Annotated in this window: 24 protein-coding genes; 17 read left to right on the plus strand and 7 right to left on the minus strand. The window is 73.4% G+C overall.

The window, feature by feature from the left end:
• The first annotated feature begins 5 nt into the window (after positions 1-5).
• The 5 genes from AB0P17_RS08095 (at position 6) to dapD (ending at position 3063) form a co-directional block, all read left to right on the plus strand.
• Positions 6-761 carry an AroM family protein gene (locus tag AB0P17_RS08095; RefSeq protein WP_365808676.1) on the plus strand — a complete coding sequence of 252 codons (756 nt, stop codon included), beginning with the start codon at positions 6-8 and terminating at the stop codon, positions 759-761.
• A 97-nt stretch (positions 762-858) separates the two neighbouring features.
• Positions 859-1185 carry a multidrug efflux SMR transporter gene (locus AB0P17_RS08100; protein ID WP_365808677.1) on the plus strand — a complete coding sequence of 109 codons (327 nt, stop codon included), beginning with the start codon at positions 859-861 and terminating at the stop codon, positions 1183-1185.
• On the plus strand, positions 1185-1733 hold the full coding sequence (locus AB0P17_RS08105; RefSeq protein WP_365808679.1) for a TetR family transcriptional regulator: 549 nt from the start codon (positions 1185-1187) through the stop codon (positions 1731-1733). The genes AB0P17_RS08100 and AB0P17_RS08105 overlap by 1 nt, the downstream gene beginning before the upstream one ends.
• A 4-nt stretch (positions 1734-1737) precedes the next feature.
• Positions 1738-1941, plus strand: coding sequence for a hypothetical protein (locus AB0P17_RS08110; RefSeq protein ID WP_365808680.1), 204 nt, complete (start codon positions 1738-1740; stop codon positions 1939-1941).
• A 114-nt stretch (positions 1942-2055) separates the two neighbouring features.
• A complete protein-coding gene (dapD, locus tag AB0P17_RS08115) occupies positions 2056-3063 on the plus strand; it encodes a 2,3,4,5-tetrahydropyridine-2,6-dicarboxylate N-succinyltransferase (RefSeq protein ID WP_365808681.1) in 1008 nt (335 codons plus the stop codon).
• Positions 3064-3097: 34 nt separating this feature from the next.
• Here dapD and dapA read toward each other — a convergent pair whose 3' ends face one another.
• Positions 3098-4039, minus strand: a complete 942-nt coding sequence (gene dapA / locus AB0P17_RS08120; protein WP_365808683.1) for a 4-hydroxy-tetrahydrodipicolinate synthase — start codon at positions 4037-4039, stop codon at positions 3098-3100.
• Between the two features lie 566 nt (positions 4040-4605).
• Between dapA and AB0P17_RS08125 the strand changes: the two genes are divergently transcribed.
• The 3 genes from AB0P17_RS08125 (at position 4606) to AB0P17_RS08135 (ending at position 7988) form a co-directional block, all read left to right on the plus strand.
• Positions 4606-5217 carry an SMI1/KNR4 family protein gene (locus AB0P17_RS08125; protein WP_365808685.1) on the plus strand — a complete coding sequence of 204 codons (612 nt, stop codon included), beginning with the start codon at positions 4606-4608 and terminating at the stop codon, positions 5215-5217.
• Between the two features lie 333 nt (positions 5218-5550).
• Positions 5551-6279: an antibiotic biosynthesis monooxygenase gene (locus tag AB0P17_RS08130; RefSeq protein WP_365808687.1), complete on the plus strand. Its 729-nt coding sequence runs from the start codon at positions 5551-5553 to the stop codon at positions 6277-6279.
• A 173-nt stretch (positions 6280-6452) separates the two neighbouring features.
• Positions 6453-7988, plus strand: a complete 1536-nt coding sequence (locus AB0P17_RS08135; RefSeq protein ID WP_365808688.1) for a hypothetical protein — start codon at positions 6453-6455, stop codon at positions 7986-7988.
• A 96-nt stretch (positions 7989-8084) separates the two neighbouring features.
• Here AB0P17_RS08135 and AB0P17_RS08140 read toward each other — a convergent pair whose 3' ends face one another.
• Entirely contained in the window at positions 8085-8864 is a 780-nt protein-coding gene (locus AB0P17_RS08140) for an SDR family oxidoreductase (RefSeq protein WP_365808689.1), read from the minus strand.
• Positions 8865-9022: 158 nt separating this feature from the next.
• Here AB0P17_RS08140 and AB0P17_RS08145 point away from each other — a divergent pair, with 158 nt between their 5' ends.
• Together AB0P17_RS08145 and AB0P17_RS08150 are read left to right on the plus strand one after the other, a co-directional pair.
• Complete coding sequence (locus AB0P17_RS08145; protein WP_365808691.1) at positions 9023-10441, plus strand: alkaline phosphatase PhoX; 1419 nt, start codon at positions 9023-9025, stop codon at positions 10439-10441.
• Between the two features lie 128 nt (positions 10442-10569).
• Complete coding sequence (locus AB0P17_RS08150; protein WP_078490871.1) at positions 10570-10797, plus strand: hypothetical protein; 228 nt, start codon at positions 10570-10572, stop codon at positions 10795-10797.
• A 130-nt stretch (positions 10798-10927) separates the two neighbouring features.
• On the opposite strand, the gene AB0P17_RS08155 is transcribed toward AB0P17_RS08150, so the two are convergent.
• Positions 10928-12112: a TerD family protein gene (locus AB0P17_RS08155; protein ID WP_365808828.1), complete on the minus strand. Its 1185-nt coding sequence runs from the start codon at positions 12110-12112 to the stop codon at positions 10928-10930.
• Between the two features lie 95 nt (positions 12113-12207).
• Entirely contained in the window at positions 12208-13017 is an 810-nt protein-coding gene (locus AB0P17_RS08160) for an NAD(P)-dependent oxidoreductase (protein WP_365808693.1), read from the minus strand.
• A gap of 322 nt (positions 13018-13339) precedes the next feature.
• Between AB0P17_RS08160 and AB0P17_RS08165 the strand changes: the two genes are divergently transcribed.
• A complete protein-coding gene (locus AB0P17_RS08165; RefSeq protein WP_365808695.1) occupies positions 13340-14338 on the plus strand; it encodes a 5-dehydro-4-deoxyglucarate dehydratase in 999 nt (332 codons plus the stop codon).
• On the plus strand, positions 14335-15513 hold the full coding sequence (locus AB0P17_RS08170; RefSeq protein ID WP_365808697.1) for a hypothetical protein: 1179 nt from the start codon (positions 14335-14337) through the stop codon (positions 15511-15513). The genes AB0P17_RS08165 and AB0P17_RS08170 overlap by 4 nt, the downstream gene beginning before the upstream one ends.
• Here AB0P17_RS08170 and AB0P17_RS08175 read toward each other — a convergent pair.
• The 3 genes from AB0P17_RS08175 to AB0P17_RS08185 all read right to left on the minus strand — a co-directional run bounded on the left by AB0P17_RS08175 (position 15496) and on the right by AB0P17_RS08185 (position 19293).
• The gene (locus AB0P17_RS08175) at positions 15496-16779 is read right to left on the minus strand and encodes an MFS transporter (protein WP_365808698.1); all 1284 of its coding nucleotides are present in this window, start codon (positions 16777-16779) and stop codon (positions 15496-15498) included. The genes AB0P17_RS08170 and AB0P17_RS08175 overlap by 18 nt on opposite strands.
• Before the next feature lie 218 nt (positions 16780-16997).
• Entirely contained in the window at positions 16998-18446 is a 1449-nt protein-coding gene (locus tag AB0P17_RS08180; RefSeq protein WP_365808700.1) for a penicillin-binding transpeptidase domain-containing protein, read from the minus strand.
• A gap of 76 nt (positions 18447-18522) precedes the next feature.
• Positions 18523-19293, minus strand: a complete 771-nt coding sequence (locus tag AB0P17_RS08185; RefSeq protein WP_365808702.1) for an IclR family transcriptional regulator — start codon at positions 19291-19293, stop codon at positions 18523-18525.
• A gap of 192 nt (positions 19294-19485) precedes the next feature.
• Between AB0P17_RS08185 and AB0P17_RS08190 the strand changes: the two genes are divergently transcribed.
• The 5 genes from AB0P17_RS08190 to AB0P17_RS08210 all read left to right on the plus strand — a co-directional run bounded on the left by AB0P17_RS08190 (position 19486) and on the right by AB0P17_RS08210 (position 23932).
• Complete coding sequence (locus AB0P17_RS08190; protein WP_365808704.1) at positions 19486-21018, plus strand: aldehyde dehydrogenase (NADP(+)); 1533 nt, start codon at positions 19486-19488, stop codon at positions 21016-21018.
• Positions 21019-21233: 215 nt separating this feature from the next.
• Positions 21234-21575: a hypothetical protein gene (locus AB0P17_RS08195; protein WP_365808705.1), complete on the plus strand. Its 342-nt coding sequence runs from the start codon at positions 21234-21236 to the stop codon at positions 21573-21575.
• Between the two features lie 190 nt (positions 21576-21765).
• Positions 21766-22011 carry a hypothetical protein gene (locus tag AB0P17_RS08200; RefSeq protein WP_365808707.1) on the plus strand — a complete coding sequence of 82 codons (246 nt, stop codon included), beginning with the start codon at positions 21766-21768 and terminating at the stop codon, positions 22009-22011.
• A 132-nt stretch (positions 22012-22143) separates the two neighbouring features.
• The gene (locus AB0P17_RS08205) at positions 22144-22803 is read left to right on the plus strand and encodes a DsbA family oxidoreductase (protein ID WP_365808709.1); all 660 of its coding nucleotides are present in this window, start codon (positions 22144-22146) and stop codon (positions 22801-22803) included.
• A gap of 70 nt (positions 22804-22873) precedes the next feature.
• Positions 22874-23932 (plus strand): aminotransferase class V-fold PLP-dependent enzyme, encoded by a 1059-nt coding sequence (locus tag AB0P17_RS08210; RefSeq protein ID WP_365808711.1) that lies wholly within the window; start codon positions 22874-22876, stop codon positions 23930-23932.
• Positions 23933-23960 lie beyond the last annotated feature (28 nt).

Below are 23960 nucleotides of genomic sequence, written 5' to 3' on the forward strand. Positions count from 1 at the left end.
GACACATGGACGTCCCGGACAGCGCCGCGAATTCGCCGGCCCCGCCCGCTCTCGGACTGGTCACCATCGGCCAGGCCCCGCGCTCCGATCTGCGGCCGGACGCCGAACCGCTGCTGCCGGGCGTACGCCTGGTCGAGCACGGCGCGCTCGACAACGACCGGTTCGACGGTGAGGCCGGGCAGGAGACCCGCCGTCTGCTGGCCCCGGAGCCCGGTGAGGCGCCGCTCGTCACCCGGCTGCGGGACGGCGGCTCCGTGGTGCTCGGGCACGCGGCACTCATCCCCCGGATGGAAGAGGCCGTCGCCCGCGCGGAACGCGACGGCGCCGCCGCGACCCTGCTGCTGTGCACCGGCCACTTCCCCGCCGTGCGGGCGACGGGGCCGCTGCTCTTCGCCGAACCGCTGGTGCAGCAGGCGGTCGCGGCCATCGTCGGCACCGACCCGGTCGGCGTCGTCTGCCCCCACCCCGACCAGGCCGAGGACGTGGCCCGGCGGTTCTCCGAGGTCCTGCCGGGCCGCGTCCTGGCCGCGGGCGCCAATCCGTACGCACCGCGCGAACACGCCCTGGACGAGGTCGCCGAGGCCGCCCGGACGCTCGCGGACGGCGGCAGTTCGTGGCTCGTCCTGGACTGCATCGGCTACACCGAGGAGATGCGGCGGGCCGCGGCGCGCGCGGCGGACCGCCCGGTCCTGCTGGCCCGTGCCCTCGCGGTGCGGCTGGCCGGTGAGGTCGTGACCGCGTTCGGCCGGCAGCAGTCCTGACGAGCAGACCGGCAGCAGACCGGCAGCAGACCGGCAGCAGACCTGCCGAGCCCAGTGATGCGTACGGTCGTACGCATCGATGTGTACACTCGTACGCATGGGAACGGGATACGGACTGCTGGCCGTCGCCATCGCGGCCGAGGTGGGCGCGACGACCGCCATGAAGTACAGCGAGGGTTTCACCCGGCTGTGGCCCTCGGTGCTGACCGTGGCGGGGTACGTCGTCGCGTTCCTCCTCCTCGCCCAGACGCTCAAGACGCTCTCCATCGGGACGGCGTACGCGATCTGGGCCGGAGCGGGTACGGCGCTGGTCGCCGCCATCGGGATGGTCTTCCTGGGCGAGTCCGCCGGCGCGCTCAAGCTGCTGGGCATCGCCCTGGTGATCGCGGGCGTCGTCGTGCTCAACCTCGGAGGGGCCCACTGATGGCCCGCCGCTACGACCCCGAGCGCCGCCAGCGCATCATCGACGCCGCGCTGCGCGTGGTCGGCCGCGTCGGTATCGCCGGGCTGAGCCACCGTACGGTCGCCGCCGAGGCCGATGTGCCGCTCGGCTCGACCACGTACCACTTCGCCTCGCTGGACGAACTGCTGGTCGCCGCTCTCCGGCAGGCCAACGAGGGGTTCGCGCGCGAGGTACGGGAGAGCGCCGCCTTCGCCCGGCCGGGGTGCGACATCGCGGGCGAGCTGGCCCGGATCACCGGGCAGTGGCTGGCCCGGGACCGTACCGGCGTCGAGTTGGAGTACGAGCTGTACCTGGCGGCCCTGCGCCGGCCCGCGCTGCGCCAGGTCGCCGCGGAGTGGAGCGACGGCGTCGCCGAGGTGCTCCGCCCGCACACCGACCCCCTGACCGCGCGGGCGCTGATCGCGTTGGTGGACGGGATCTGCCTCCAGGTGCTGCTGACGGACGGGGCGTACGACGAGAAGTACGCCCGGCGGGCGCTGGCGCGGCTCATCCCGCCCGCCGTAGGTTGACGGGATGAACGACCAGCCTCCGGGGCCCGAGATCACCTACGCCGAGTGCCGGCAGTGCGGCACCCTCATCGCCGGACTCGACGGCCGCTACAGCTGCGGTGTCTGCGGCTGGGTCAACCACCACTCCGAGGGACACCGCGCGCTGCCCCGCGCGGAGGACGACGCCGACCACCGGACGCGCGGGGCCGCGGGCAACCGCCTGAGCTGAGCGAGGCTCCGGCCGGGGTGCACGCGGGGGTGGGGCGGAGCGCGTACGGGTGGCGCGCGCCCGGCACCTGAGACCGGTTGGCCCGGGCGGCGTCGGGAACGTTAGGTTCGGGGCATGACCGACACGTCTTCCCAAGGTTCCCCCAGTTCCTCCCGCACCACCGGCGCCGTCGCCGCCGGCCTCGCCACCCTCACCGAGGACGGCACCGTCCTCGACACCTGGTTCCCCGCCCCCGAACTCACCGCCGAGCCCGGCCCGGCCGGCACCGAGCGGCTCTCCGCCGAGCGTGCCGTGGAACTGCTCGGTGAAGGCGCGGCGAAGGCCATCGGGACCGACGCCCGCCGCGGGGTCGAGACCATCGCGGTCCGTACGGTCATCGCCTCCCTCGACGACAAGCCGCTCGACACCCACGACGTCTACCTGCGGCTGCACCTCCTCAGCCACCGGCTGGTGCAGCCGCACGGCCAGAACCTGGACGGCATTTTCGGGCTGCTCGCCAACGTCGCCTGGACGTCGCTCGGCCCGGTCGCCGTGGACTCGCTGGAGACCGTACGGCTCAACGCCCGCGCCGAGGGGCTGCACCTCCAGGTGACCTCGGTCGACAAGTTCCCGAGGATGACGGACTACGTGGCGCCGGCCGGCGTCCGGATCGCCGACGCCGACCGGGTGCGCCTGGGCGCGCACCTCGCCGCGGGCACCACCGTGATGCACGAGGGCTTCGTCAACTTCAACGCGGGCACCCTCGGCACCTCCATGATCGAGGGCCGGGTCTCCGCGGGCGTCGTCATCGGCGACGGCTCCGACGTCGGCGGCGGCGCCTCCACCATGGGCACCCTCTCGGGCGGCGGCAAGGAGCGCATCGTCATCGGCGAGCGCTGCCTGATCGGTGCGGAGGCGGGCGTCGGGATCGCCCTCGGTGACGAGTGCGTCGTCGAGGCCGGGCTGTACGTCACGGCCGGCAGCCGTGTCACGCTGCCGGACGGCCAGATCGTCAAGGCGCGCGAGCTGTCCGGCGCGAGCAACATCCTCTTCCGCCGCAACTCGGTCACCGGCGCCGTCGAGGCCCGCCCGAACAACGCGGTGTGGGGCGGCCTCAACGACGTCCTGCACAGCCACAACTGATCAACCGGTCAAGCTGAATCGACCGGTCAGCTGATCATGGCGCGGCGACCGCTGTGGTGGCCTCCGCGGCGGTCTCCGTGGGGACCCCTACGAGTGCGCCGTACAGCCGCAGCAGCCCGTCGGCCGTCTCCCGGCCGGCGGGCCGCAGCGGCTCGCGGACCGGCCCGCCCGGCAGCCCGAGCCGGCCGAGCAGCGCCTTCGCGGTGACCGTGCCGGGCAGCCCGGCCGCCATCATCGCCTCGGTCAGCGGCAGCACGCGCTGATGCAGCCGTACGGAGTCGGTACGCCCGCGGGCGCCGGAGTCGTAGGCGTCCAGGACGGAGCGGAGTGCACCGGGCGCGACATTGGCCACCGTACTGACGAAGCCCGCGCCGCCCACCGCGTACAGCGGGAGGTTCAGCTCCTCACAGCCGGAGTAGTACGCGAGCGAGGTGCGGGCGATCACCTTCGAGCTGCCCATCAGGTCGTACGCGCAGTCCTTCACGGCGACGACGCGCGGGTGCGCGGCGAGCCGGACCAGCGTCGCCGGTTCGATCCGGGTGCCGGTGCGCGCCGGGATGTCGTACAGCATCAGCGGGACGCGCGCGGTGTCCGCGATCCGCAGGAAGTGTGCCTCGACGTCCGCCTGCGGAGGGCGGCTGTAGTACGGCGCGACCACCAGCAGGCCGTGCGCTCCCGCGCGTTCGGCCGCGCGCGCCAGCGCGAGGGTGTGACGGGTGTCCGCGCTGCCGACGCCCGCGACGATGTGCGCCCGGTCGCCGACCTCCGCGCACACGGTCTCGACCAGAGCGGTCTTCTCGGCGTCCGTCGTGGTGGGGGACTCTCCCGAGGTGCCGTTCAGGACGAGTCCGTCGCAGCCGCTGTCCACGAGCCGGCGGGCGAGCGCCCGCGCGCCGGAGTGATCCAGCTTCCCGTCCGGAGTGAACGGCGTGACCATGGCGCAAAGTGCTCGTCCGAAGGGGCGTGATGTCGTCATACCGTGAGTCTCCGCCCGCCGGACTGTGAAGGTCCACTTAGATCTGCTTCGGGTGAACGCGAAGCAACACTGAAGATTCTGGGGTGCGTCGGTCTGGCATGATCGGCGCAGGCCGCCGCTTTGTTCGGGTGGCCGAACGGGGGAGGGGATCGCGTGCCGCGTACGCGTCGAACAGGGAGAGCCCGCAGGCGCCCGGGAAGGGTGCGGGCCGTGGCCGTCGCGCCCGTGAACGGCGGCCGGCGGCCCTGTCGCGTCGGCGGTGACCCGGATGCCGAAGTTCTGGCCAATGATGCACGCCCGCGAGCCCGGCGCGTGGGCCGTGGCCGCGTCGGCGCGGGCGCGGCCCGTACCACCTTGCCCCCGTTCGTCGGCATCGGTTCCTCCTACCGAGCCGTGGCCTGGTATCGCGCCCCCGGACGTTCGGATGCGTAGGTGCGGGCAGAAGGGGGCCATATCGTTCGGCACACCCATGACCGCGCCCCCGACATCAGCGTGCCGCGGGGCGCTCCGGGGTAGCAGGGGGCGAAGTGCCAGCGGGTGCTGACGCAGCAAGGGGCATGGAGGGCATGGAAGGCATGGAAGGCATGGAAGGCATGAAGAGCATGGACGCCGGAAACACCGAAAGCGCCGACCTGGGCGAACTCGACACGCTGCGCGCGGTCTTCCCGCCGGAGCGGCGCCTGCCGCCGCTGGGCTGGGACGCGGTACGCGCCTTCGAGCGCGAGCAGGGCATCGTCCTGCCCGAGCCGTACCGCACGCTCGTCGCGGAGGTGTGCGACGGCTCCGCCGAGGGTCCCGCCGACATCGACGGGCTGCTGCCGGTGGCCGCGCTGCCCGAGGACTGGGGGTGCGACCAGACCCAGCGGGTGCTGTCGAAGCCCTTCCCTCTCACGGAGGCGTGGGTGTGGGAGGACGACCCCCGGCCGTACGAGGAGATAGAGCCGCTCATCGACGAGGTCAGCAATCACGGCAGTGTGGTGCTGGGTTCGGACGGCTGCGGCATGTACTGGCACCTCGTCGTCACCGGCGCGCACCGTGGCCGGATATGGAACATCAGCGACGTGGGAGCGGCGCCGTTCGGGACGACTTTCGGCCACCCGGCGGCGGGGGCCGGCCTCGCCGGCTGGGTGGCGCACTGGGCCACCACACGCCGGCCGTGGTTCGACGTGGTGGTCTGACAGCGCAGGACCCGGCGCCGCGTGGTCCGAACACCGGGTGGTCCGAACACCGCGACGTGCGACGGGGAAGCGAGTACGGGACAACGGGGATACGGGGTGAACGGGGTTACGGGGTGAACGGGGTTACGGGGATAACGGGGTTACGGGGTGAACCGGGACACAGGGTGAACCGGGACACGCGGTGACGGGGTCGAACGGACCCGGTGTACCGGAGGGCGCCCGGCGGGGGCTCGGGACGACGCCCCCGGCCCTGGGTTGACCTCAACCGCGCTTCAGCTCCGAGCATGCTGGTCGTGGGCGCGCCGCGGGGGCGTGCCGCGAGGAGAAACCACCATGTCCGTGCGACTGAGCACCCTTCCTGATGTCACCCGCCCCGGCGTGGGCTCCGTCACGATCAGCACCTGGCGCGTCGGCACGCCCGAGCGGCAGCGGGCGGCGGTCGAGGCCATCGCCCGGGCCTGGCGGAGCCGGGAATGGCCGGCGGTCGGGCTGTTCTCGTACACCGTTCTCACCGGGAACGACGAGCAGACGCTGCTCCACTACTCCCAGTGGCGTGACCAGGCCGCGTACCGGGCGTTCGCCGCCACGGGCCGGGACGAGCGCGTCGCGGAGATCGACGCCGCCGTGCCCGGCATCGAGCGGATGGGGCTGCGCCCGTACACCCTCTACCGCGACGAGCGGACGACCACAGCCCCCGGCGGCGAGCCTCCGGTGCCCGGCTGCTTCGTCACCGTCGACGTGGAGTTCGAGGGCCCCGACCCGGCGCGCGCCCGCGGCTGGGTGGACACCGTCCGCCACGCGATCGAGACCGACCCGGCCCTGCCGCCGGGCGGGATCTCCGCGTACTTCCACGTCTCCACGGACGGGACCCGGGTCCTCAACCTCGCCGGGTGGGAGAGCGAGCAGGCCCATGCCGACGCCCTCGCGGCGCCCGGCCGGGGCGTCGGGTCGGACACGGAGCAGTGGCGCGCGGTCCGGGACCACCCGGGGGTGAAGGGCAGCACCGTGTCCCGCTGGACGCCCGCGATCAGCCTGTCCTCCGGAGCGGACGCCGCGGGCTGACCCGCCCTGTCGGCGGACGGAACCGGCGCGGCGCGGTTCCCGGGTCAAGCGAGGTCCGGGGGACGGTGGTTGTCGGGTACATGAACCGGGTGGGAAGGGTCCAAAGCGTCTACGCTGGGGGACCGTCCGGACTCACTCATCCAGCCTCCGTACCCCACAAGGAGACCCACCAGATGCCCGTAGACCACCCCATCCTGCCGCCGGTTCGGCTGCTCCCGGACGCCGAACTGGCCCGGGAGGCGCTGGCCGCGCCGCTGTTCGCCCGGGCCGTGCGCCTTGCCCGCTGGGCGGGCCCGGAGACCCGGGTGAGCGCCGGGGGCGAGCTGGTCGACGAGCAACTGCCCGCCGCGGCGGAGCAGCTCGGCCTCGGCGACGAGCTCTCGGAGGGAGACGGCGAGGCGTACGCGAGCGAGGCGTGGCGGGTCGCGGTCGACACCGGACTGCTGGACGTCGAGTACCCCGACCGGCGCGACGGGTCCGCCGAGGCGGGCGCCGGGTCCGCCGAGGAAGGCGACGAGGAGGAGCGCACCGGGCGCGTCACACACGGCGAGCAGCTCGCCCTGGTCACGTCCGGCGCCCCCCAGGACGTCCTCTCCCTCTGGCTGGACGCCCTGGACGTCGCCTTCGCGGATGCCACCGTGCCCGTACTCGACGATCTCGCGGCGGCCATCGACGACGACGGCGAGATCGACTTCGACGCGCTCGACTGGGACCCGGAGGAGGAGGCGGAGTTCCTCGAAGGCGTCCTCGGCAACCTCTACCTGCTCACCGTCGCGGAGGGCGGCGGCGCGGACAGTGCCGTCCCGCTGCCCGTACTCGCCGCGTCGATGATCATCCCCGACGACATGGGCGAGCCCACCGACGACATCCTGGAGCAGGTGTCCGAGGCGATGATGCGGCTGGACGAGCAGTTCCGGGTGCTGGAGCCGATCGGGCTCGTCTCGTACGTACCGGTGGACGAGGCGCTCATGGCGGAGGACGCCGACCCGGAGGACGCCCACTTCGCGGGCGCACCCGACCCGGAGCGACCGGTCGGTGACGACGACGTCTCCCGGTACGGCATGGTCCGGCTGACGCCGCTCGGGCTCTACGGGATCAGGTCCCGGATGCTGGAGGCGGGCGTCGCGGCGCCCGTCGTCGGCGAACTGGCCGGCAAGGACGCCCACGCGCTCCTCGACGGCGTCGCGCACTTCCCCGAGGCGGCGGCCCGCGCCGAGACGGAGCAGTGGCTCGCCGGGCGCGCGCCGCTCGACGCCGTACGCGAACTCCTCGCCGCCGCGCGCGGCAGGGACACCGGCGCACCGCTGCGCCGCCTCCAGTGCCAGCAGGCGCTCTCCCTCGTCGGGGCGGAGGCCGAGGCGGCGGTCCGCGAGGTCCTGGACGACGCGGAACTGGGCGGTCTGGCGCGAGTCTGGCTCGCGGAGCTGGGGGCCGGGGACGTACCGCCGCCGCCGGAGTCGATGATCTTCTGGCTGGCGGTCGACACGATCGCCGCACAGCTCGACGCGGAGGGCGAGCCGGACGAGCTCCAGGAACTGGTGGAGGGGCTGGTGGGCCAGCACAGCGGGTTCTTCGAGGTGGCCTGGCGGGTGGACCACCCGGCGACGGCGGACGTCCTGGAGGCGATGGGCCGGCTGCACCGGGACCGGGGCGTGTCGAAGGACGCGCGCAAGGCGGCGTTCAAGGCACGGTCGCGCGGCGGCAGTTGACCGCGCGGCAGTTGACCGCGCGGCGGGTGGGGCGGACGGTGTGGTGGCGGGTGCGACGACGGGTGTGATGACGGGTGCGGCGGACCGTGCGGACGGTCACCGGAGATACGACGCTCCGTTGAGGTCCAGAACCGCGCCGGACGACCACACCGCCCCCGGCGAGGCCAGCCAGCGCACCGCCTCCGCGATCTCGTCCGCCGAGGCCACCCGGCCGAACGGGCTCTGGGCGCGGATCCTCTCGCCCTCCTCGCCCGCCAGCCGGCTCGCCACCCGCTCCGTTTCGAAGAAGCCCGGCGCCACCGACGCGACACCGATGCCGTACGGAGCCAGGGAGACTGCCAGGGACTGCCCCAGGGCGTGCACCGCGGCCTTCGTGGCCCCGTACGCCGGGTGGTCCGGTTCGCCGCGGAAGGCGCCGCGGGACCCGATGTTGATGATCCGGCCGGCCGTCGCACGGGCGATCATGCCGTGCGCGGCACGGTGGCTGAGCAGCGCCGTCGCCAGGAGGTTGACGGAGAGGTGGCGCTGCCAGACCGCCGTCCATTCCTCGTAGTCCGTCGTGGCCGGCGGGTGGGCCTCGTTCACCGCCGCGTTGTTGACGAGGACGTCGATCCCGCCGAGCGCCTCCGCCGCCCCGTCCGCGACCCGGGCCGCCTCCACCGGGTCGGAGAGATCACCGCCGACCAGCACGTGGCCCGTGCCGGTCAGTGACTCCAGGGTGGCGCGGGCGTCGGCGGCACGGCTGCCGTAGTGGACGGCGACCCGGTCGCCCTGGGCGGCGAACGCCCGGCAGACGGCCCGGCCGAGACCGCGCGACGCGCCGCTGACGAGGACGCCGCGACCGGTCGCGGCGAGCTTCGCGGTGGGGAGATTCACGGATCGGGGCCTCTCGTCGTCGGACGGTGTTCAGCCGCCGTTCAGGCACGGGCGGCAGCGTCGGGGAGCGTACCTCCGCGGCAGTGCCGGGAGCGTATCTCCGCACCTCCGCACCTCCACCGCCGCCGCACCTCCTTCCGCCGCCCCGAGGAGCCCCGATGCCGCTGACCCGCAGGGAATTCACCGGAAGTTCCGCGCTCACGGGCGCGGGACTCGTCCTCACCGGCGCCGCGGGGGCGTTCGCCACCGCGCCCGGCGCGCTCGCCGCCGACGACGTGCCCGACGTCGCGTCAGGTCCCGTGCCCGAGCCGGGATACGGGCCCCTCGTCGCCGATCCGCGCGGCATGCTCGCCCTGCCGGCCGGATTCTCGTACCGGGTCGTCACCCACAGCGGGGTCACCAAGCTGGAGACCGGCGAGTACACCCCCTCGAACCACGACGGAACGGCGACGTTCGAGGGCTCCCGCGGGGTCACCCTGCTCGTCAACAACCACGAGCTGAAGGGCCCCCGGTCCGGCTGGCCCCACCCCGTGCCGCTCACCGAGGGCCTGGTCTACGACCCCGCCGCGGCCGGCGGCTGCACGGTCGTGGAGACGCGCCCCGGCGGCCGGACCGCCGAGTGGGTCGGCATCGCCGGTACGTCGACCAACTGCGCGGGCGGACGCACCCCCTGGGGCACCTGGCTGACCTGCGAGGAGAACACCGACCGCGCCGGCGAGAACGGGATGACCAAGGACCACGGCTATGTCTTCGAGGTCGACCCGTACGACCGGCGCGCCAACCGCGACCCCCGGCCGATCAAGGCACTCGGCCGGTACGACCACGAGGCCGTCGTCATCGACCCCCGCACCGGATACGCGTATCTGACGGAGGACGCCTCGGGTCCCAACGGCCTGTTCTACCGGTGGGTCCCGCCGCACGGGTTCAAGCACGGCCGCGGGCAGTTCGCCCGGCTCGCCGACGACGCGGGCGCGCTCCAGGCGCCGCGCTGCTTCGACGCGGGCGGTTCGTTCGTCGACGACCTCTCGCGTGCCACCCGGATCGGCACCGTCTACGGCGTCGACTGGGTGGACGTACCGGAACGGGACGCGCGGACCGTCGACGTACGGGAGCAGTTCGGCACCGGGGACGTCACCCGGGCCAGGAAGCTGGAGGGCATGTGGTGGGGGGACGGCGGCGCGTACCTCGTGTCCTCGTACGCCCGTGCCGAGAGCCCCGGGACCCCGCACGACGGCCAGGTGTGGTTCTACCACCCGCGGCGCCGCACGCTCACCCTCAAGGTGCTGCTCGGCGTCAACCCGGATCCCACGGAGGACGGCGGCTTCGACGGCCCCGACAACATCACCGTCTCGCCGTACGGCGGTCTGGTCATCGCGGAGGACGGCGAGGGGCTTCAGCACCTCTTCGGCGCGACGGAGCGCGGCCGGACGTACCCCATCGCGCGCAATGATCTCAACGACAGCGAGTTCACGGGTGTCGTGTTCTCGCCCGACGGCCGCACCCTGTTCGCCAACATCCAGGAACCGGGCATCATGCTGGCCATCACCGGCCCCTGGCGCCGCTCACCGCGCCGCTGACGCGGAAAAAAAGGGGCCGGCACAGGGGAGCGGGAAGGGGCGCGTACGGGCCCGGGGCGCGCGATCCGGTGGCTTCGTCCGTGGTCGGGCATGGCGCGGCGGGGCCCCTTGGGCGCATACTCCACGTAATGACAAAGTCAGCCGGATCCCGGCGCCACCTGCCGTCCAGTCCCTTCAACCGCCAGGCCCCGGCCTCACCTCCGCCCGAGCAGTTCGACGTGGGAGACCGGGTTTCCCATGATCAGTTCGGATTGGGAAGAGTCATCGGAGTCGAGGGCGAACACGCAGTGCTCATCGATTTCTCGGGTCGACAGGGGCGGATTCTGAGCCCCTTCGCCAAGCTCACCAAGCTCTGAAGCCGGTCTTCGGAGCGCGTTGCCCCGGCCCCCGGGCCCGCGGCGGACCTTCAGGACCCGCGGCGGCCCGGGGGCTTCGCGCTGCCCCGCGGGCCGTCCCGCGTACCGTCCAGCCGTCCAGCCGTCCGGCTCAGAGGATCTTCGCGGCGGGCTTGACCATGCCGCGCACCGTCCGGGACTTCGCGAACTCCCCGAGGCCGGTCATCTCCCACTCGCCGGAGAACTGGCGGATCAGCTTCGCCATCATCACGCCCGTCTGCGGCTCGGCGGTGGTCAGGTCGAAGCGCACCAGCTCCTCGCCGCTCGCCGCGTCGACCAGCCGGCAGTACGCCTTGGCGACCTCGGTGAACTTCTGCCCGGAGAATGAGTTGACCGTGAAGACCAGGCCGCTCACCTCGGTGGGGATCTTCCCGAGGTCGACGACGATCACCTCGTCGTCCCCGCCGCCCTCGCCGGTGAGATTGTCGCCGGAGTGCTTGATCGCTCCGTTCAGGATGGAGAGCTTGCCGAAGTAGCAGCTCTCGATGTGGTTCCGGTTCGGGCCGTAGGCGATCACGGACGCGTCGAGGTCGATGTCCTTGCCCCGGAACGCCGGCTCCCAGCCGAGCCCCATCTTCACCCGGCTGAGCAGCGGGGCGCCGCCCTTGACCAGGGACACCGTCTGGTTCTTCTGGAGGCTGATCCGGCCCTTGTCCAGGTTGATCTTCCCGCTGCCGGGCGCCGGCGCCGCGGGGGCCGCGGGCGGCGTGGCCGGGACCGGGGGAGCGGCGACCCGCGGGTCGGCGACGGGGGCGGCGGCGGGCGCCGGGGGCGCGGCCGGGGCGGGCTCCTCGACGGAGACGCCGAAGTCGGTGGCGATCCCGGCCAGCCCGTCGGCGTACCCCTGGCCGACCGCGCGGGCCTTCCAGGCGCCGTTGCGCAGATAGATCTCCACGATCACGAGGGCCGTCTCCGCGCCCAGCCGGGGCGGGGTGAAGGTGGCCAGCGCGGTGCCGGCGGCGTCACGGATCGTGGCCGTGGGCTCGATGCCCTGGAAGCTCTGGCCCGCGGCGTCCGGGCTCGCCGTGACGACGATCTTCTCGATGCCGGCCGGGACGGCGGTGGTGTCGACGACGATCGCGTCGGGCGCCGAACCCCCGCCGGAGCGGTAGCTCACGCCGGGGCCCGTCGGCTGGTTGTAGAAGATGAAGTCGTCGTCTGAGCGCACCTTGCCGTCGGCGGTGAGCAGCAGGCCCGATACGTCGAGCCGCACCGGAGCGGCGACGTCCACCGCGATGTGAGCGGTGGGGAGAGGGATGTTCGAGCCGGGGGTCATAGCTGTCATGCCAGGCGTAACGAACGACCCCGCTTTGCCGTTCCCTTACCTTCGAAGGCTTCCTGCCCCTTCGGACGCCCCCTCGGACGCCCCGGTCAGTACGGCCACTGCGGCGGGTCGGTGGTGAAGGCGCCGCCCAGCCGCGTGTGCGCGGGGTTGGCCGGATCCGCCTCGCCCTGCTCCGCGATGAGCTTCTCGGCGTACTGCTCCGAGTCGTCCTGCGGCTCGTACCCCAGCGCCCGCGCGGTCGTCAGGTCCCACCACAGCCGGGTGTTGGCGGACGAGCCGTAGACGGTGGTGTGGCCGACGTCCTCGGCGGTGAGCGCCGCGTGGAAGAGCCGGGCGCAGTCGCCGGGGCTCAGCCAGATGGAGAGCATCCGGACCGTGGTGGGCTCCAGGAAGCAGGAGCCGATGCGTACGGAGACGGTCTCCTGGCCGTGCAGTTCCCAGTAGAGCTGCGCCAGGTCCTCGCCGAAGCACTTGGAGAGCCCGTAGAAGGTGTCGGGGCGGCGCGGCGTGTCGATCGGAATCAGCGGCTCGCCGGGCTCGGGGCGCGGGGTGAAGCCGACGGTGTGGTTGCTGGAGGCGAACACCGTGCGCCGTACTCCCGCCGCGTGCGCCGCCTCGTACAGGTTGTACGTGCCTTCGATGTTGGCGCGCAGGATCTTGTCGAAGGAGGCTTCCAGCGAGATGCCCGCGAGGTGGATGATCGCGTCGACACCCGTCACCGCCTCGCGCAGCGCCGCCTTGTCCGCCAGGTCCGCCGTGATCGCGTCCGGCTCGCCCTCGATGGGCGTGGCGTCGAAAAGCCGCAGCTCGTAGCCGTACGCGGGCAGCAGGCCCCGCATCAGGGTGCCGAGGCCGCCGGCGGCGCCGGTGAGCAGGACGGTGCGGGGTGCGGGCATGGGCGGAATCTCCTCGACGGTTCTCGGCGGTTCGGATCTCGACGGTGCTCGACCGTTCTCGACCGTTCTCGATGGTTCAGATCTCGACGGTTTGGAACGCACTCAGATTCGTAGACGGAATTCACATGCATGGACAAAATAGGGAGTCTGGCCGGGCATCGTCAAGTGTCGCCCGAAGGTGGCCATTCCGTCCCCGGGTTGCCGTGCACCGTCTTGACCGGCGCCTCAGGGCTGGCCTAGCGTGGCGGCGTTCAGAAACGTGGACGTCGATCATATTGGTGCACGAGCGGTCGGCCGCTCGCCGCACGGCCAGGGAGCGCCCGTGACCTCAGCCCCGCTCGCCGCCCGCCTCACCGAAGTGGCCGGGCCGTTGTTCTTCCCCGTCACCGCGTACGGACCGGACGGCGGTCTCGACCTCGACGCCTACCGCGCGCATGTGCGCGCCGGTGTCGACGCGGGCGCCGCCGCCGTCTTCGCGTGCTGCGGCACGGGTGAGTTCCACGCGCTGGACCCGGACGAGTTCCGGCAGTGCGTCGCCGCCGCCGTCGAGGAGACCGCGGGCCGCGTCCCCGTCGTGGCGGGCGCCGGCTACGGCACGGCGCTCGCCGTCCGGTACGCGCGGATCGCCGAGGAGGCGGGCGCGGACGGGCTGCTCGCCCTGCCGCCCTATCTGGTCGTCGCCGACCAGGAGGGGCTGGTCCGCCACTACACCGCGCTGGCCGCCGCCACCTCCCTGGAGACCATCGTCTACCAGCGCGACAACGTGGTCTTCACCCCCGCGACCGTGGTCGCCCTGGCGCGGGTCGAGAAGATCATCGGGTTGAAGGACGGCTACGGCGACCTCGATCTGCTCCAGCGCATCGTCAGCACCGTCCGCCGGGAACTCCCCGGGCGGGAGTTCCTGTACTTCAACGGGCTGCCCACCGCCGAACTCACCGGGCTCGCCTACCGGGGCATCGGCGTCACCCTCTACTCCTCCGCGGTCTTCGCCTTCGCGCCCGACATCGCGCTCGCCTTCCACCGGGCGCTGACCACCGGGGACGACGCGACGGCCACCCGGCTGCTCGACGGCTTCTTCGTACCCCTGGTCGAACTGCGCAACCTGGGCCGCGGCTATGCCGTCTCGCTCGTCAAGGCGGGGGTACGGCTCGGCGGCCTGGACGTCGGAGAGGTACGGCCACCGCTGCGCGAACCGGGCGCCGACCACCTCAAGGTCCTCGCCGAACTCATCGAGCACGGCCGTACGCTGCTCCCCGACGGCCCGACCGGCGACTTCGGCCCGACCGGCGGCACCGGCGGCACCCGTGAGGAGGACGCGTGAGGACTTCCACCTTCGTCTACCCCTGGGACGTCGTGGGCGACCCCGACGCCCCCGCCAGGATCGCTGACCTCGGCGTCCGGCAGGTCACCCTCGCCGCGGCCTATCACTCCACCCGCGCCCTGACCCCCCGCCACCCGCGCCACCGGATCGTCACCGCCGAGCACGCCGCCGTCCTCTACCCGCCGGACGCCGCCCGCTGGGCGGGCCGCGAGCCGCGTCCGTACCCCGCGGGCGACTGGGCCCCGGGCGACGCCTACCGGGCGGCCGCCGAGGCGCTCGCCGGGGCGGGGCTCGACGTGCACAGCTGGGTCGTCCTCGCGCACAACTCCCGGCTCGGCGCGGAGCGCCCCGACACCTCCGTGGTCAACGCCTACGGCGACCGCTACCCCTGGGCGCCGTGCGTGGCGCGCCCCGACGTCGCCGCGTACCTGACGGAGCTGGCCGCCGAGGCAGGCGTCCGCCCCGGCACGGGCGGCACCGAGCTGGAATCCTGCGGCTGGTACGGATTCGGCCATCTGCACGCCCACGACAAGACCGCCGGCGTCGCCCTCGGGGACGCCGCGCAGTACCTGATGTCGCTCTGCTTCTGCACGGTCTGCCGGGAGGGGTACGCGGCTCTCGGGGCCGACCCGGACGAGGTGGCCGCGGGCGTCCGCCGCTCCCTGGAGCCCGTGTGGGCCACCGGCTCCCAGGAGAGCGGATGGCCCGCCGTCGAGAAGCTGCTCGGCGCGGATCTCGCGGCCCTCGTCGACGCGTGGCGCGGCGGCGTCGCCCGCGGGTTCCAGGAGGCGGCCGTCGCGGCCGTACGGGCGGAGGCGCCCCCCGGCTTCCAGGTGCTGCTCCACGCCGACCCGGCCTCGTACCGGGTCGGCGCCAACACCGGCGTGGACCCGGCGCACATCCTCGGCGTCGCGGACGGCGTGGTCCTGCCCTGCGGGGGCGGCGCGGCACCGGCGATGCTCGGCCCGTTCGCGGACCACCGCACCGGAACCTCCGTGCTGGCCGCCAACTTCGGCGTCGTGAGCGGCATGGGCGGGGGCCCGGCCACCCTCGCCGACGACGCGGTGCGCGCGGCGGAACTCGGCGCGACCGAACTGCGCCTCTACCACGCGGGACTCGCCTCCGACGCGGACCTGGCGGCGGTCAGGGCGGCGCTCTCACAACTGGGCGGATGAGCCGGCGGATCCTTCCCCCGCGCCCGCCGGGCCCGCGGCCCCTCCTGCCGGGTCCGCACTCCCGCCCGCCCCTGCCGCCGTCCCCGGCGCCGCCCGCAGGAGCCCTCCGGCCGTCAGCAGCCCGGCCACACCGGCCACCGCCAGCAGCACGGTGTGGTCGACGACGGCCACCAGCCCCGCGCCGAGCCCCAGCGCCACCGCGTTCGGGACGTGGATCAGCGTGTTGGCGGTCGCCGCCGTCCGGCCGAGCACCGCGTCCGGTGTCTCCCGCTGGACGGCGGTGAGCGCGGCGATCAGCACACACGGCAGCCCCAGGCCCACCCCCACGGCGCTCGCCAGCACCACCGCGTCGTACGGCAGCGCCCGCGCCGCGACCGACACCGCGAACAGCGCGATCCCGGCCGCGGCGTACCCCCGCTCGGGCAGCCGCCGCAGCAGGGGACCGGCGAGGATCCCGGTCAGTACGGATCCGGCCCCCTGCGCCGCGTACAGCACCCCCGCGTACGCCGGGGCGTGGCCCAGTCCCCGGTCGATCACGGCGTAGACGACCGCCCCGTTGACCCCCGCGAGCAGCATCGTGACCGACGCGGCGCGGACGAGCGGGCGGACGGCCGGCGAGTCCCGCAGCCGCCGGACGCCCGCCACGAGCCCGGTCCGCCAGGCGCCCGGCGGCGCCGGGTCCGGCCGGTCCTCCCGTACCCGCAGCAGCGCGAAGAGGCCCGCGGCCAGGACGAACGTCGCCGCGTCGAGGAGCGCGACGGGGCCGCCGCCGTACCGCGCGTAGAGCGCGGCGCCCGCGAGCGGCGCCAGCAGCTTCATGCCCTCGCTGGCGGTCATCCGCAGCCCGTTGAAGTCGCCCAGCAGCCGCCGGTCGACGGCGGCGGCGACCAGGGCCGCCTCCGCCGCGTCCTGGACGACGCCGCTCGCGCCGTACACGAACAGCACGCAGAACAGGATCCAGACCCGGTCCGCCGAGTCCACCGCGGGCAGCGCCGTGAGCAGCGCCGCCATCGCGAGCTGGCAGCCGATCAGCAGCGGGCGCCGCCGCACCCGGTCGGCCACCACCCCCAGCAGCGGGCCCACCAGGACCGGCGCCCACATCGCGAAGACCGTGAGCGCGGCCAGACTGTCCGACCCCGTCAGCGACTTGACCCAGACCCCCGACACCAGCCACATCGCGGACGTGCCGAACCCGGAGACCACGATCCCGGCGAGGTAGAGCGCCGCGTTCCGGTCCCGTACCACGCCCCCACGCGTCGACCCCATGGTCTCCACCCACCCCTTCCGCCGCGGCGCACCGGGCGTCAGTGTGGCGGCTGAGGAGCGGGCCGCCGCATGGGGAGAAAGACCTACTTCCCGCCTCGCCGGGGGAGCCGAGGGAGCTGAGGATCCTCAGATCCGGGCGACGCGGGCGGCACGGACAGCACCGGCGGCACAGACAGGACCGGCGGTGCAGGCGGCACCCGCCGCACCGGCCGCACGGGTCACTTCAGCGCCGCCTTCATCATCTTCTGCGCGATCGGCGCGGCCAGTCCGTTGCCGCTGACCTCCGAGCGCGCCGCGCCCGAGTCCTCCACGATCACCGCGACCGCCACCTGCTTGCCGCCGGTCGCGTCCTTCGCGTACGACGTGAACCAGGCGTACGGGGTGCGGCTGTTCTCCACGCCGTGCTGCGCGGTGCCCGTCTTGCCGCCCACCTCCGCGCCGTCGATCCGCGCGTTGGTCCCGGTGCCGTCCTGGACGACCGTCACCATCGCGCTGCGCAGCTGTTCCGCCGTGGCGGACGAGACGATCCGGGTCGTGTCCCCGTCCGGGTACTCCTGGAGGGTGTCCCCGTCCGCGTCCACGACCTTCGACACCATGTGGGGCGCGGCCATCAGCCCGTCGTCGGCCAGCGCCGCCGAGACCATCGCCATCTGGAGCGGCGTCGCCGTCACATCGAACTGGCCGATGCCGGTCAGCGCCGTCTGCGCCTTGTCCATACCGGACGGGTAGACGCTCGCCGAGGCGCGCACCGGCATGTCCTGCGTAGTGTCGTTGAACCCGAACTTCTCCGCCATGGCCCGGACCTTGTCCTGCCCGAGATCGACGGCCATCTTCGCGAAGACGGTGTTGCAGGAGTACCGCAGCGCGGTGCGGATCGTCGCGTTCGCGCAGGGCGCGGAGGCGTTCTCGTTGCCCAGCTCCTGGCTCGTCGTGGGCAGTGTGTACGGATCGGGGCTGTCCGTCGCCTCGTCCACCGAGCTGTAGAGCCCGTCCTCCAGCGCCGCCGCCGCGACGACCAGCTTGAACGTCGAACCCGGCGGCAGCGGCTGCCGCAGGGCGCGGTTGACCATGGGCTTGTCCGGGTCCTCGGTGAGCTGGGTCCACGCCGCGCCGTCCGTGGTCCCGCTGATCCGCGTCGGGTCGTACCCGGGCGTGCTGACCACGGCGAGGACGCGGCCGGTCTTCGGGTCGATCGCGACGGCGGCGCCCTTGGTGGAGCCCAGCGCGGCGTATCCGGCGCGCTGCACGGCGGGGTCGATCGTCGTCAGCACGTCGCCGGGCTTCGCCTGCTTGCCCATGAGCGCGTCGACCGGGTTCCGGAGCCGGCTGTCGGTCCCGTCGAGGACGTCCGCGTAGATGCCCTCCAGCTGGGTGGAGCCGTACACCTGCGAGCTGTAGCCGGTGACGGGCGCGTAGAGGGCGCCGTCCCGGTAGGTGCGCTCGTACGCCAGATCGCCGCCGGTCGTCCTTCTGGAGCCGGTGACCGGCGAACCCGCCACGACGATGTCGCCCAGGGGCTGCGCGTACTGCGCGATGACGGTACGACGGTTGTGCGTGTCGTCCGCGAGCGCCTTGGCCTCGTACACCTGGAGCCAGGTCGCCCGTACGAGGAGGGCGAGCACCAGGGAGAGGCAGATGACCGCTGTGTGTCTGATCGTCTTGTTCATCCCGTATGAGGGACGAGCGGGGGAGGGCGCCGCGTTCCCCCGGAAGGCGCTTCTCAGGAACTCTTCATCCTGGCGCTCAGAGCCGCCGGGTCGCGAGCGTGAGCCGGTCGCGCGCGTCGAACAGGGTGTCCTTGATCATCTGCTCGTGCGCGGGCGTGAGCCGGGCCACCGGCACCGAGCAGCTGATCGCGTCCCGCGCGGGCGTCCGGTACGGGATCGCGATCCCGAAGCAGCGCAGCCCGAGGGTGTTCTCCTCGCGGTCCACGGCGTACCCCTGCTCGCGCACCGTGTGCAGCTCCTCGATGAGCTTCTCGCGGTCCGTGATCGTGTGCTCGGTCAGCGCGGGCAGCGTCTCCGGCAGCAGCTTGCGCACCTGCTCGTCGCTGTGCGTCGCGAGCAGCGCCTTGCCGAGCGAGGTCGAGTGGGCGGGCAGCCGGCGGCCGACGCGGGTGAAGGGCCGCAGATAGTGCTGGGACTGGCGGGTGGCGAGATAGACCACATTGGTGCCGTCGAGCCGCGCGAGGTGGATGGTCTCACTGGTGTCGTCCGAGAGCCGGTCCAGCGTCGGCCGGGCGGCGGCCACGACCTCGTCCCCGTCGATGTACGACGTGCCGACGAGCAGCGCCCGTACGCCGATGCCGTACCGCGTCCCCGTCGCGTCCGTCTCCACCCAGCCCAGCTCGACCAGCGTGCGCAGCAGCATGTAGAGGCTCGACTTGGGGTAGCCGACGGCCTCCTGGACGGTGGCGAGGGAGTGCATGCCGGGGCGTCCCGCGAAGTATTCGAGCAACTCGACCGTCCGTACCGCGGACTTGACTTGTGCTCCACCGGTTTCCGCAGCCGACATCGTCCCTCGCCTCTTCTGGCCCGCTCGCCTTGCCCACTTGACCGCTCTTGACCACACAGAACGTGCGGAAATAGAGTCCTTGCACATTCACTATCAGGAATCCTGTTCAGAATACCGAACAACTTCCGGGGCGGGGAGCCCGACGGTGAATGGCGAGTGGTCCGTACGTCGTGAGTCGGGAAGGAAGCCGTGGTGGCAGCAGCACCAGTCTGGAGTGTCGACCCCCGAACGGGGAAGCAGCGCGAGCAGGTCGCGCGGGAGGCCACCGCCGAGGAAGTGGACAGCGCGGTACGGGGCGCGCACGCGGCCAGGGGAGCGCTCGCCGACCGTACGGTGCGCGCGGCCCTGCTCCGGACGGCGGCCGACCTGCTCGACGCCGCGGGTGAGCACGTCATCGAGGCGGCGGACGCCGAGACCGCCCTCGGGCCCGTCCGGCTCACCGGCGAGCTCGCCCGCACCACCGCCCAGCTGCGGGCCTTCGCCGAGGTCGTCGACGAGGGCGCCTTCCTCGACGTACGCATCGACCACGCCGACGCCGACCGTACGCCGCCCTGGCCCGACCTGCGCCGCTACAAGGTGCCGCTCGGCGTCGTCGCCGTCTACTCCGCGAGCAACTTCCCGTTCGCCTTCTCCGTACCCGGCGGCGACACCGCGAGCGCGCTCGCGGCCGGCTGCCCGGTCGTCGTCAAGGGGCACCCCGACCACCCGGCCACCTCCGAGCTGTGCGTCTCCGTGCTGCGCAGGGCCGCCGTCCAGGTCGGGCTGCCCGAGGACGTCGTCTCCCTCGTCCACGGCTTCGAGGCCGGTGTCGAGCTGGTCAAGCACCCGCTGGTGTCGGCGGCCGGCTTCACCGGCTCCGTACGCGGCGGGCGCGCCCTCTTCGACGCGGCCGCGGCCCGGCCCGCGCCCATCCCCTTCCACGGCGAACTGGGCTCCCTCAACCCCGTCGTGATCACCGAGGCCGCCGCGGCCGGACGCGCCGAGGAGATCGGCGCCGGCCTCGCCGGTTCGATGACACTGGGCGTCGGCCAGTTCTGCACCAAGCCCGGCTTCGTGCTCGCCCCGGCCGGCGAGCCCGGCGACCGGCTGGTCAAGTCCCTGACCACCGCGGTCAGCGAGACCGAGCCCGGCGTGATGCTCGACCACCGGATGCGTGACGCCTTCGTCGCGGGCGTGGCCGAACGGGCCGAGCTCCCCGGCGTGGACGCCCCCGTCACCCCCGGCGCGGGCGGCGAGCACACCGTCAGCGCGGGCTTCCTCACCCTGCCCGCCGAACTGCTCACCGCGGAGGGACCGCACGACCTGCTGCTGGAGGAGTGCTTCGGCCCGGTCGCGGTCGTCGCCCGCTACACCTCCACGGACGAGGTCACCTCGATCCTCTCCCGCCTCCCCGGCAACCTCACCGCCACCCTCCACCTCGCGGGCGAGGAGGCCGACGGCACCGAGCCCGGCGCCGCCGAGCTCCTTGCCGAGCTGACCCCGCTGGCCGGCCGCGTCCTCGTCAACGGCTGGCCCACCGGCGTCGCGGTCGCCCCCGCCCAGCAGCACGGCGGCCCCTACCCGGCGACGACCTCCACCTCCACCTCGGTCGGCGCCACGGCGATCGAGCGCTGGCTGCGCCCGGTCTCCTACCAGTCCACGCCGGCCGCGCTGCTCCCGCCGGAGCTGCGCGACGAGAACCCGCTGGACCTGCCGCGCCGCGTCGACGGCCGCCCCGAGAGCTGAGCTGAGCCCCCACTCACCTCGCTCCGCCGCCGCCCCACCGCACACGTGTGCGGTGGGGCGGTCGCGTTCCGGGACCCGCGCCCCGACTGCTCCGTACGGGTGAGGGTGGAACGTTTCCGCGAGCGCTTTCGGGTGACGCCGCGGCTACGGGCCCGCCGCGCGGGGGCGGCGTCGTGGAGCCTCAAGGCCCAGCACGACACAAGGAGTTCTCCCGCATGCGCCTCCGCACCACTCTGGCCGCCGCCGTCGGCGCCCTCACTCTGCTCGTCGCCCTCCCGGGTCAGGCCTCGGCCGCCGAGGGCACCTTCAGCTACGTCTACACGGACATCGCGGGCGAGCCCCGCCCCGGCGAGCTCGTGGACCCCGAGAGCCGGGTATGCATCACGATCCCCCAGGCGGCCGGCGAGTACGTACCGCCCGCCCACTCGCCGCGCAACCGCACCAACTCCACCGCCACGGTCTTCACCGGCCCGGAGTGCGACGGCGACCACTACTCGCTGCGCCCCGGCGGCTCCGCGTCCGAGCGGCTCAAGCTGCGCTCGGTGGTCTTCTCCTGACCGGTGCCCCGACCGGGCTCGTGACCGGGCTCCTGACCGGTCTTGTGACCGGGCTCCTGACCGGTCTCCCTCCCGGGTGATCCCGCCCGGTGAGGACGGCACTCCCGCCCCGTCCGGCCCGCTGCGCCGGACGGGGCATTTCCGTCTCCGCCTCGGTTCCCCGGTCATGACGCAGGTCAGGAGATACCCCATGGACTACGAAATGCGCGCGGAGTACGAGGAGGGCGCCTCGCCCCGCGACCCCGAGCCCCGGTTCTACGTCTGGCACATGGCACGGGCCGACGAGGCGACCGCCCTCTGCGGACGTGACCTCGACCCGGCGGCCGTCACCCAGTCGGCCGACCTGTGGGGCACCCCCGCCGGGCAGCCGCTCTGCCACGCGTGCGGCGCCTCCTACATCCACCAGGTTCCCCACCACGGCCTGCGCGGGGAATGAGCCGTGGGGAATGAGCCGCCGCCCGGGCGCGTTGCCGCTGGGGGCGGAGGGTGCCTCCGTACCGGCTGAGCGCCGTCGCCATGCCCGTACGGGGCGCGAACGCGGCGGACGTGACCTGGAGGAATCAGACACATGCGCGTGGAGATCTGGAGCGACATCGCCTGTCCCTGGTGCTACATCGGCAAGGCCCGCTTCGAGAAGGGGCTGGCCGGATTCGCGCACCGGGACGAGGTGGAGGTCGTGCACCGGTCGTTCGAGCTGGACCCCCGGCTGACCAAGGCGGACACCGGGACGGTCCTCGACATGCTGGTGGCCAAGACGGGGCGCACCCCGGCGGAGGTGCGCGAGATGGAGGAGCACGTCGCCTCCAACGCGCGCTCGGAAGGACTCGGTTACCTCCTCGACGGTCGGGACTACGGCAGCACCTTCGATATCCACCGCCTGCTCCATCTCGCCAAGGCCCGCGGCCGCCAGGACGCGCTGCTCGACCTCGTCTACCGGGCCAACTTCGCCGAGGAGCGCTCCGTCTACGACGAGGACACGCTGGTGGGGCTCGCGGTCGAGGCGGGGATCGAGGAGGCCGAGGCGCGCGCGGTGCTCGCCGACCCGGAGGCGTACGCCGCCGAGGTACGGGCCGACCAGCGCGAGGCCGCCGAACTGGGCGCGAACGGGGTGCCGTTCTTCGTGCTCGACCGGCGGTACGGCGTCTCCGGCGGCCAGCCCGCCGAGGTTTTCACGCAGGCGCTGGAGCAGGCGTGGGACAGCCGTGCGCAGGCCGGGGCGCATGCGTGAGCACCGCTTCGGTACAGCCGTCGGACATGCGTGATTGACCGGGCGTGAGCGGGCCCACAGGGTGGCACGCATGGACACCCTGGTGGGCGCCGAGTTCGCGCCGGACATGACGTATCTGAACACCTCGACCTGTGGCCTGCTGCCCCGCCGGGCCGTCGCCGCCGTCCAGGAGATGGCAGGAGCCAACGCGACCGGGCGGGGCGGGCTGGGGGACGGCGGCTTCGAGATCGTGAACGCCGCCCGTGCCTCCTTCGCCCGGCTCGCCGGGGTGCCGGCCGACCGGGTCGCCGTCGGCGGCTCGGTCGCCGTGCACATCGCGGTGATCGCGGCCTCGCTCCGGCCCGGCGCCGAAGTCCTGCTGCCCGAGGGGGAGTTCAGCTCCGTCCCGACCCCGTTCGCGATCCGCGGCGACCTCCGGCCCCGCTATGTCGCGCTGGACCGGCTGGCCGAGGAGGTCCGGCCGGAGACCGCGCTCGTCGCCTTCTCCGCCGTGCAGTCCGCGGACGGCAGGATCGCCGACCTGGCGGGGGTGCGGGCCGCCGCCGCGGCGCACGGCGCCCGTACGCTGCTGGACGCCAGTCAGTCGGCCGGCTGGCTGCCGCTGGCGGCGGGGGCGTACGACTACACCGTCACCGCCGGCTACAAGTACCTGTGCTCCCCGCGCGGCACCTCGTTCCTCACCGTGACCGAGGAGGCGCAGGAGTCGCTGGTGCCGCTGCACGCGGGCTGGGTCGCGGGCGAGGACCCCTGGGCCAGCACCTACGGGCCCGTCGGCGAACTGGCGCGCTCGGCACGCCGTTACGACGAGTCGCCGGCCCTCCTCGCCTATTGCGGGGCCGCGCGGTCCCTCGCCCTCCTGGAGGAGATCGGCGTCGAGCGGATCCACGCCCATGACACCGCCCTCGCCGCCCGTTTCCGCAAGGGGCTGGCCGCCCTCGGGCATGTGCCGGTGGACGCCGGGGACTCCGCCGTCGTCGCACTGCCGGGACTGGCCCACCGCCACGCCGGTCTCCAGCAGGCCCGGGTGGCGGTCGCGGTCCGCGCGGGCTCGCTGCGTACCGCCTTCCACCTCTACAACACCACCGAGGACGTGGACCGGGCGCTGGAGGCCCTCGGTCCGGCCGCCTAGGCGGCCCAGGCGGCCCAGGCGGCCGGAC

Source organism: Streptomyces sp. NPDC088124 (assembly GCF_040685895.1).
GTDB lineage: Bacteria > Actinomycetota > Actinomycetes > Streptomycetales > Streptomycetaceae > Streptomyces.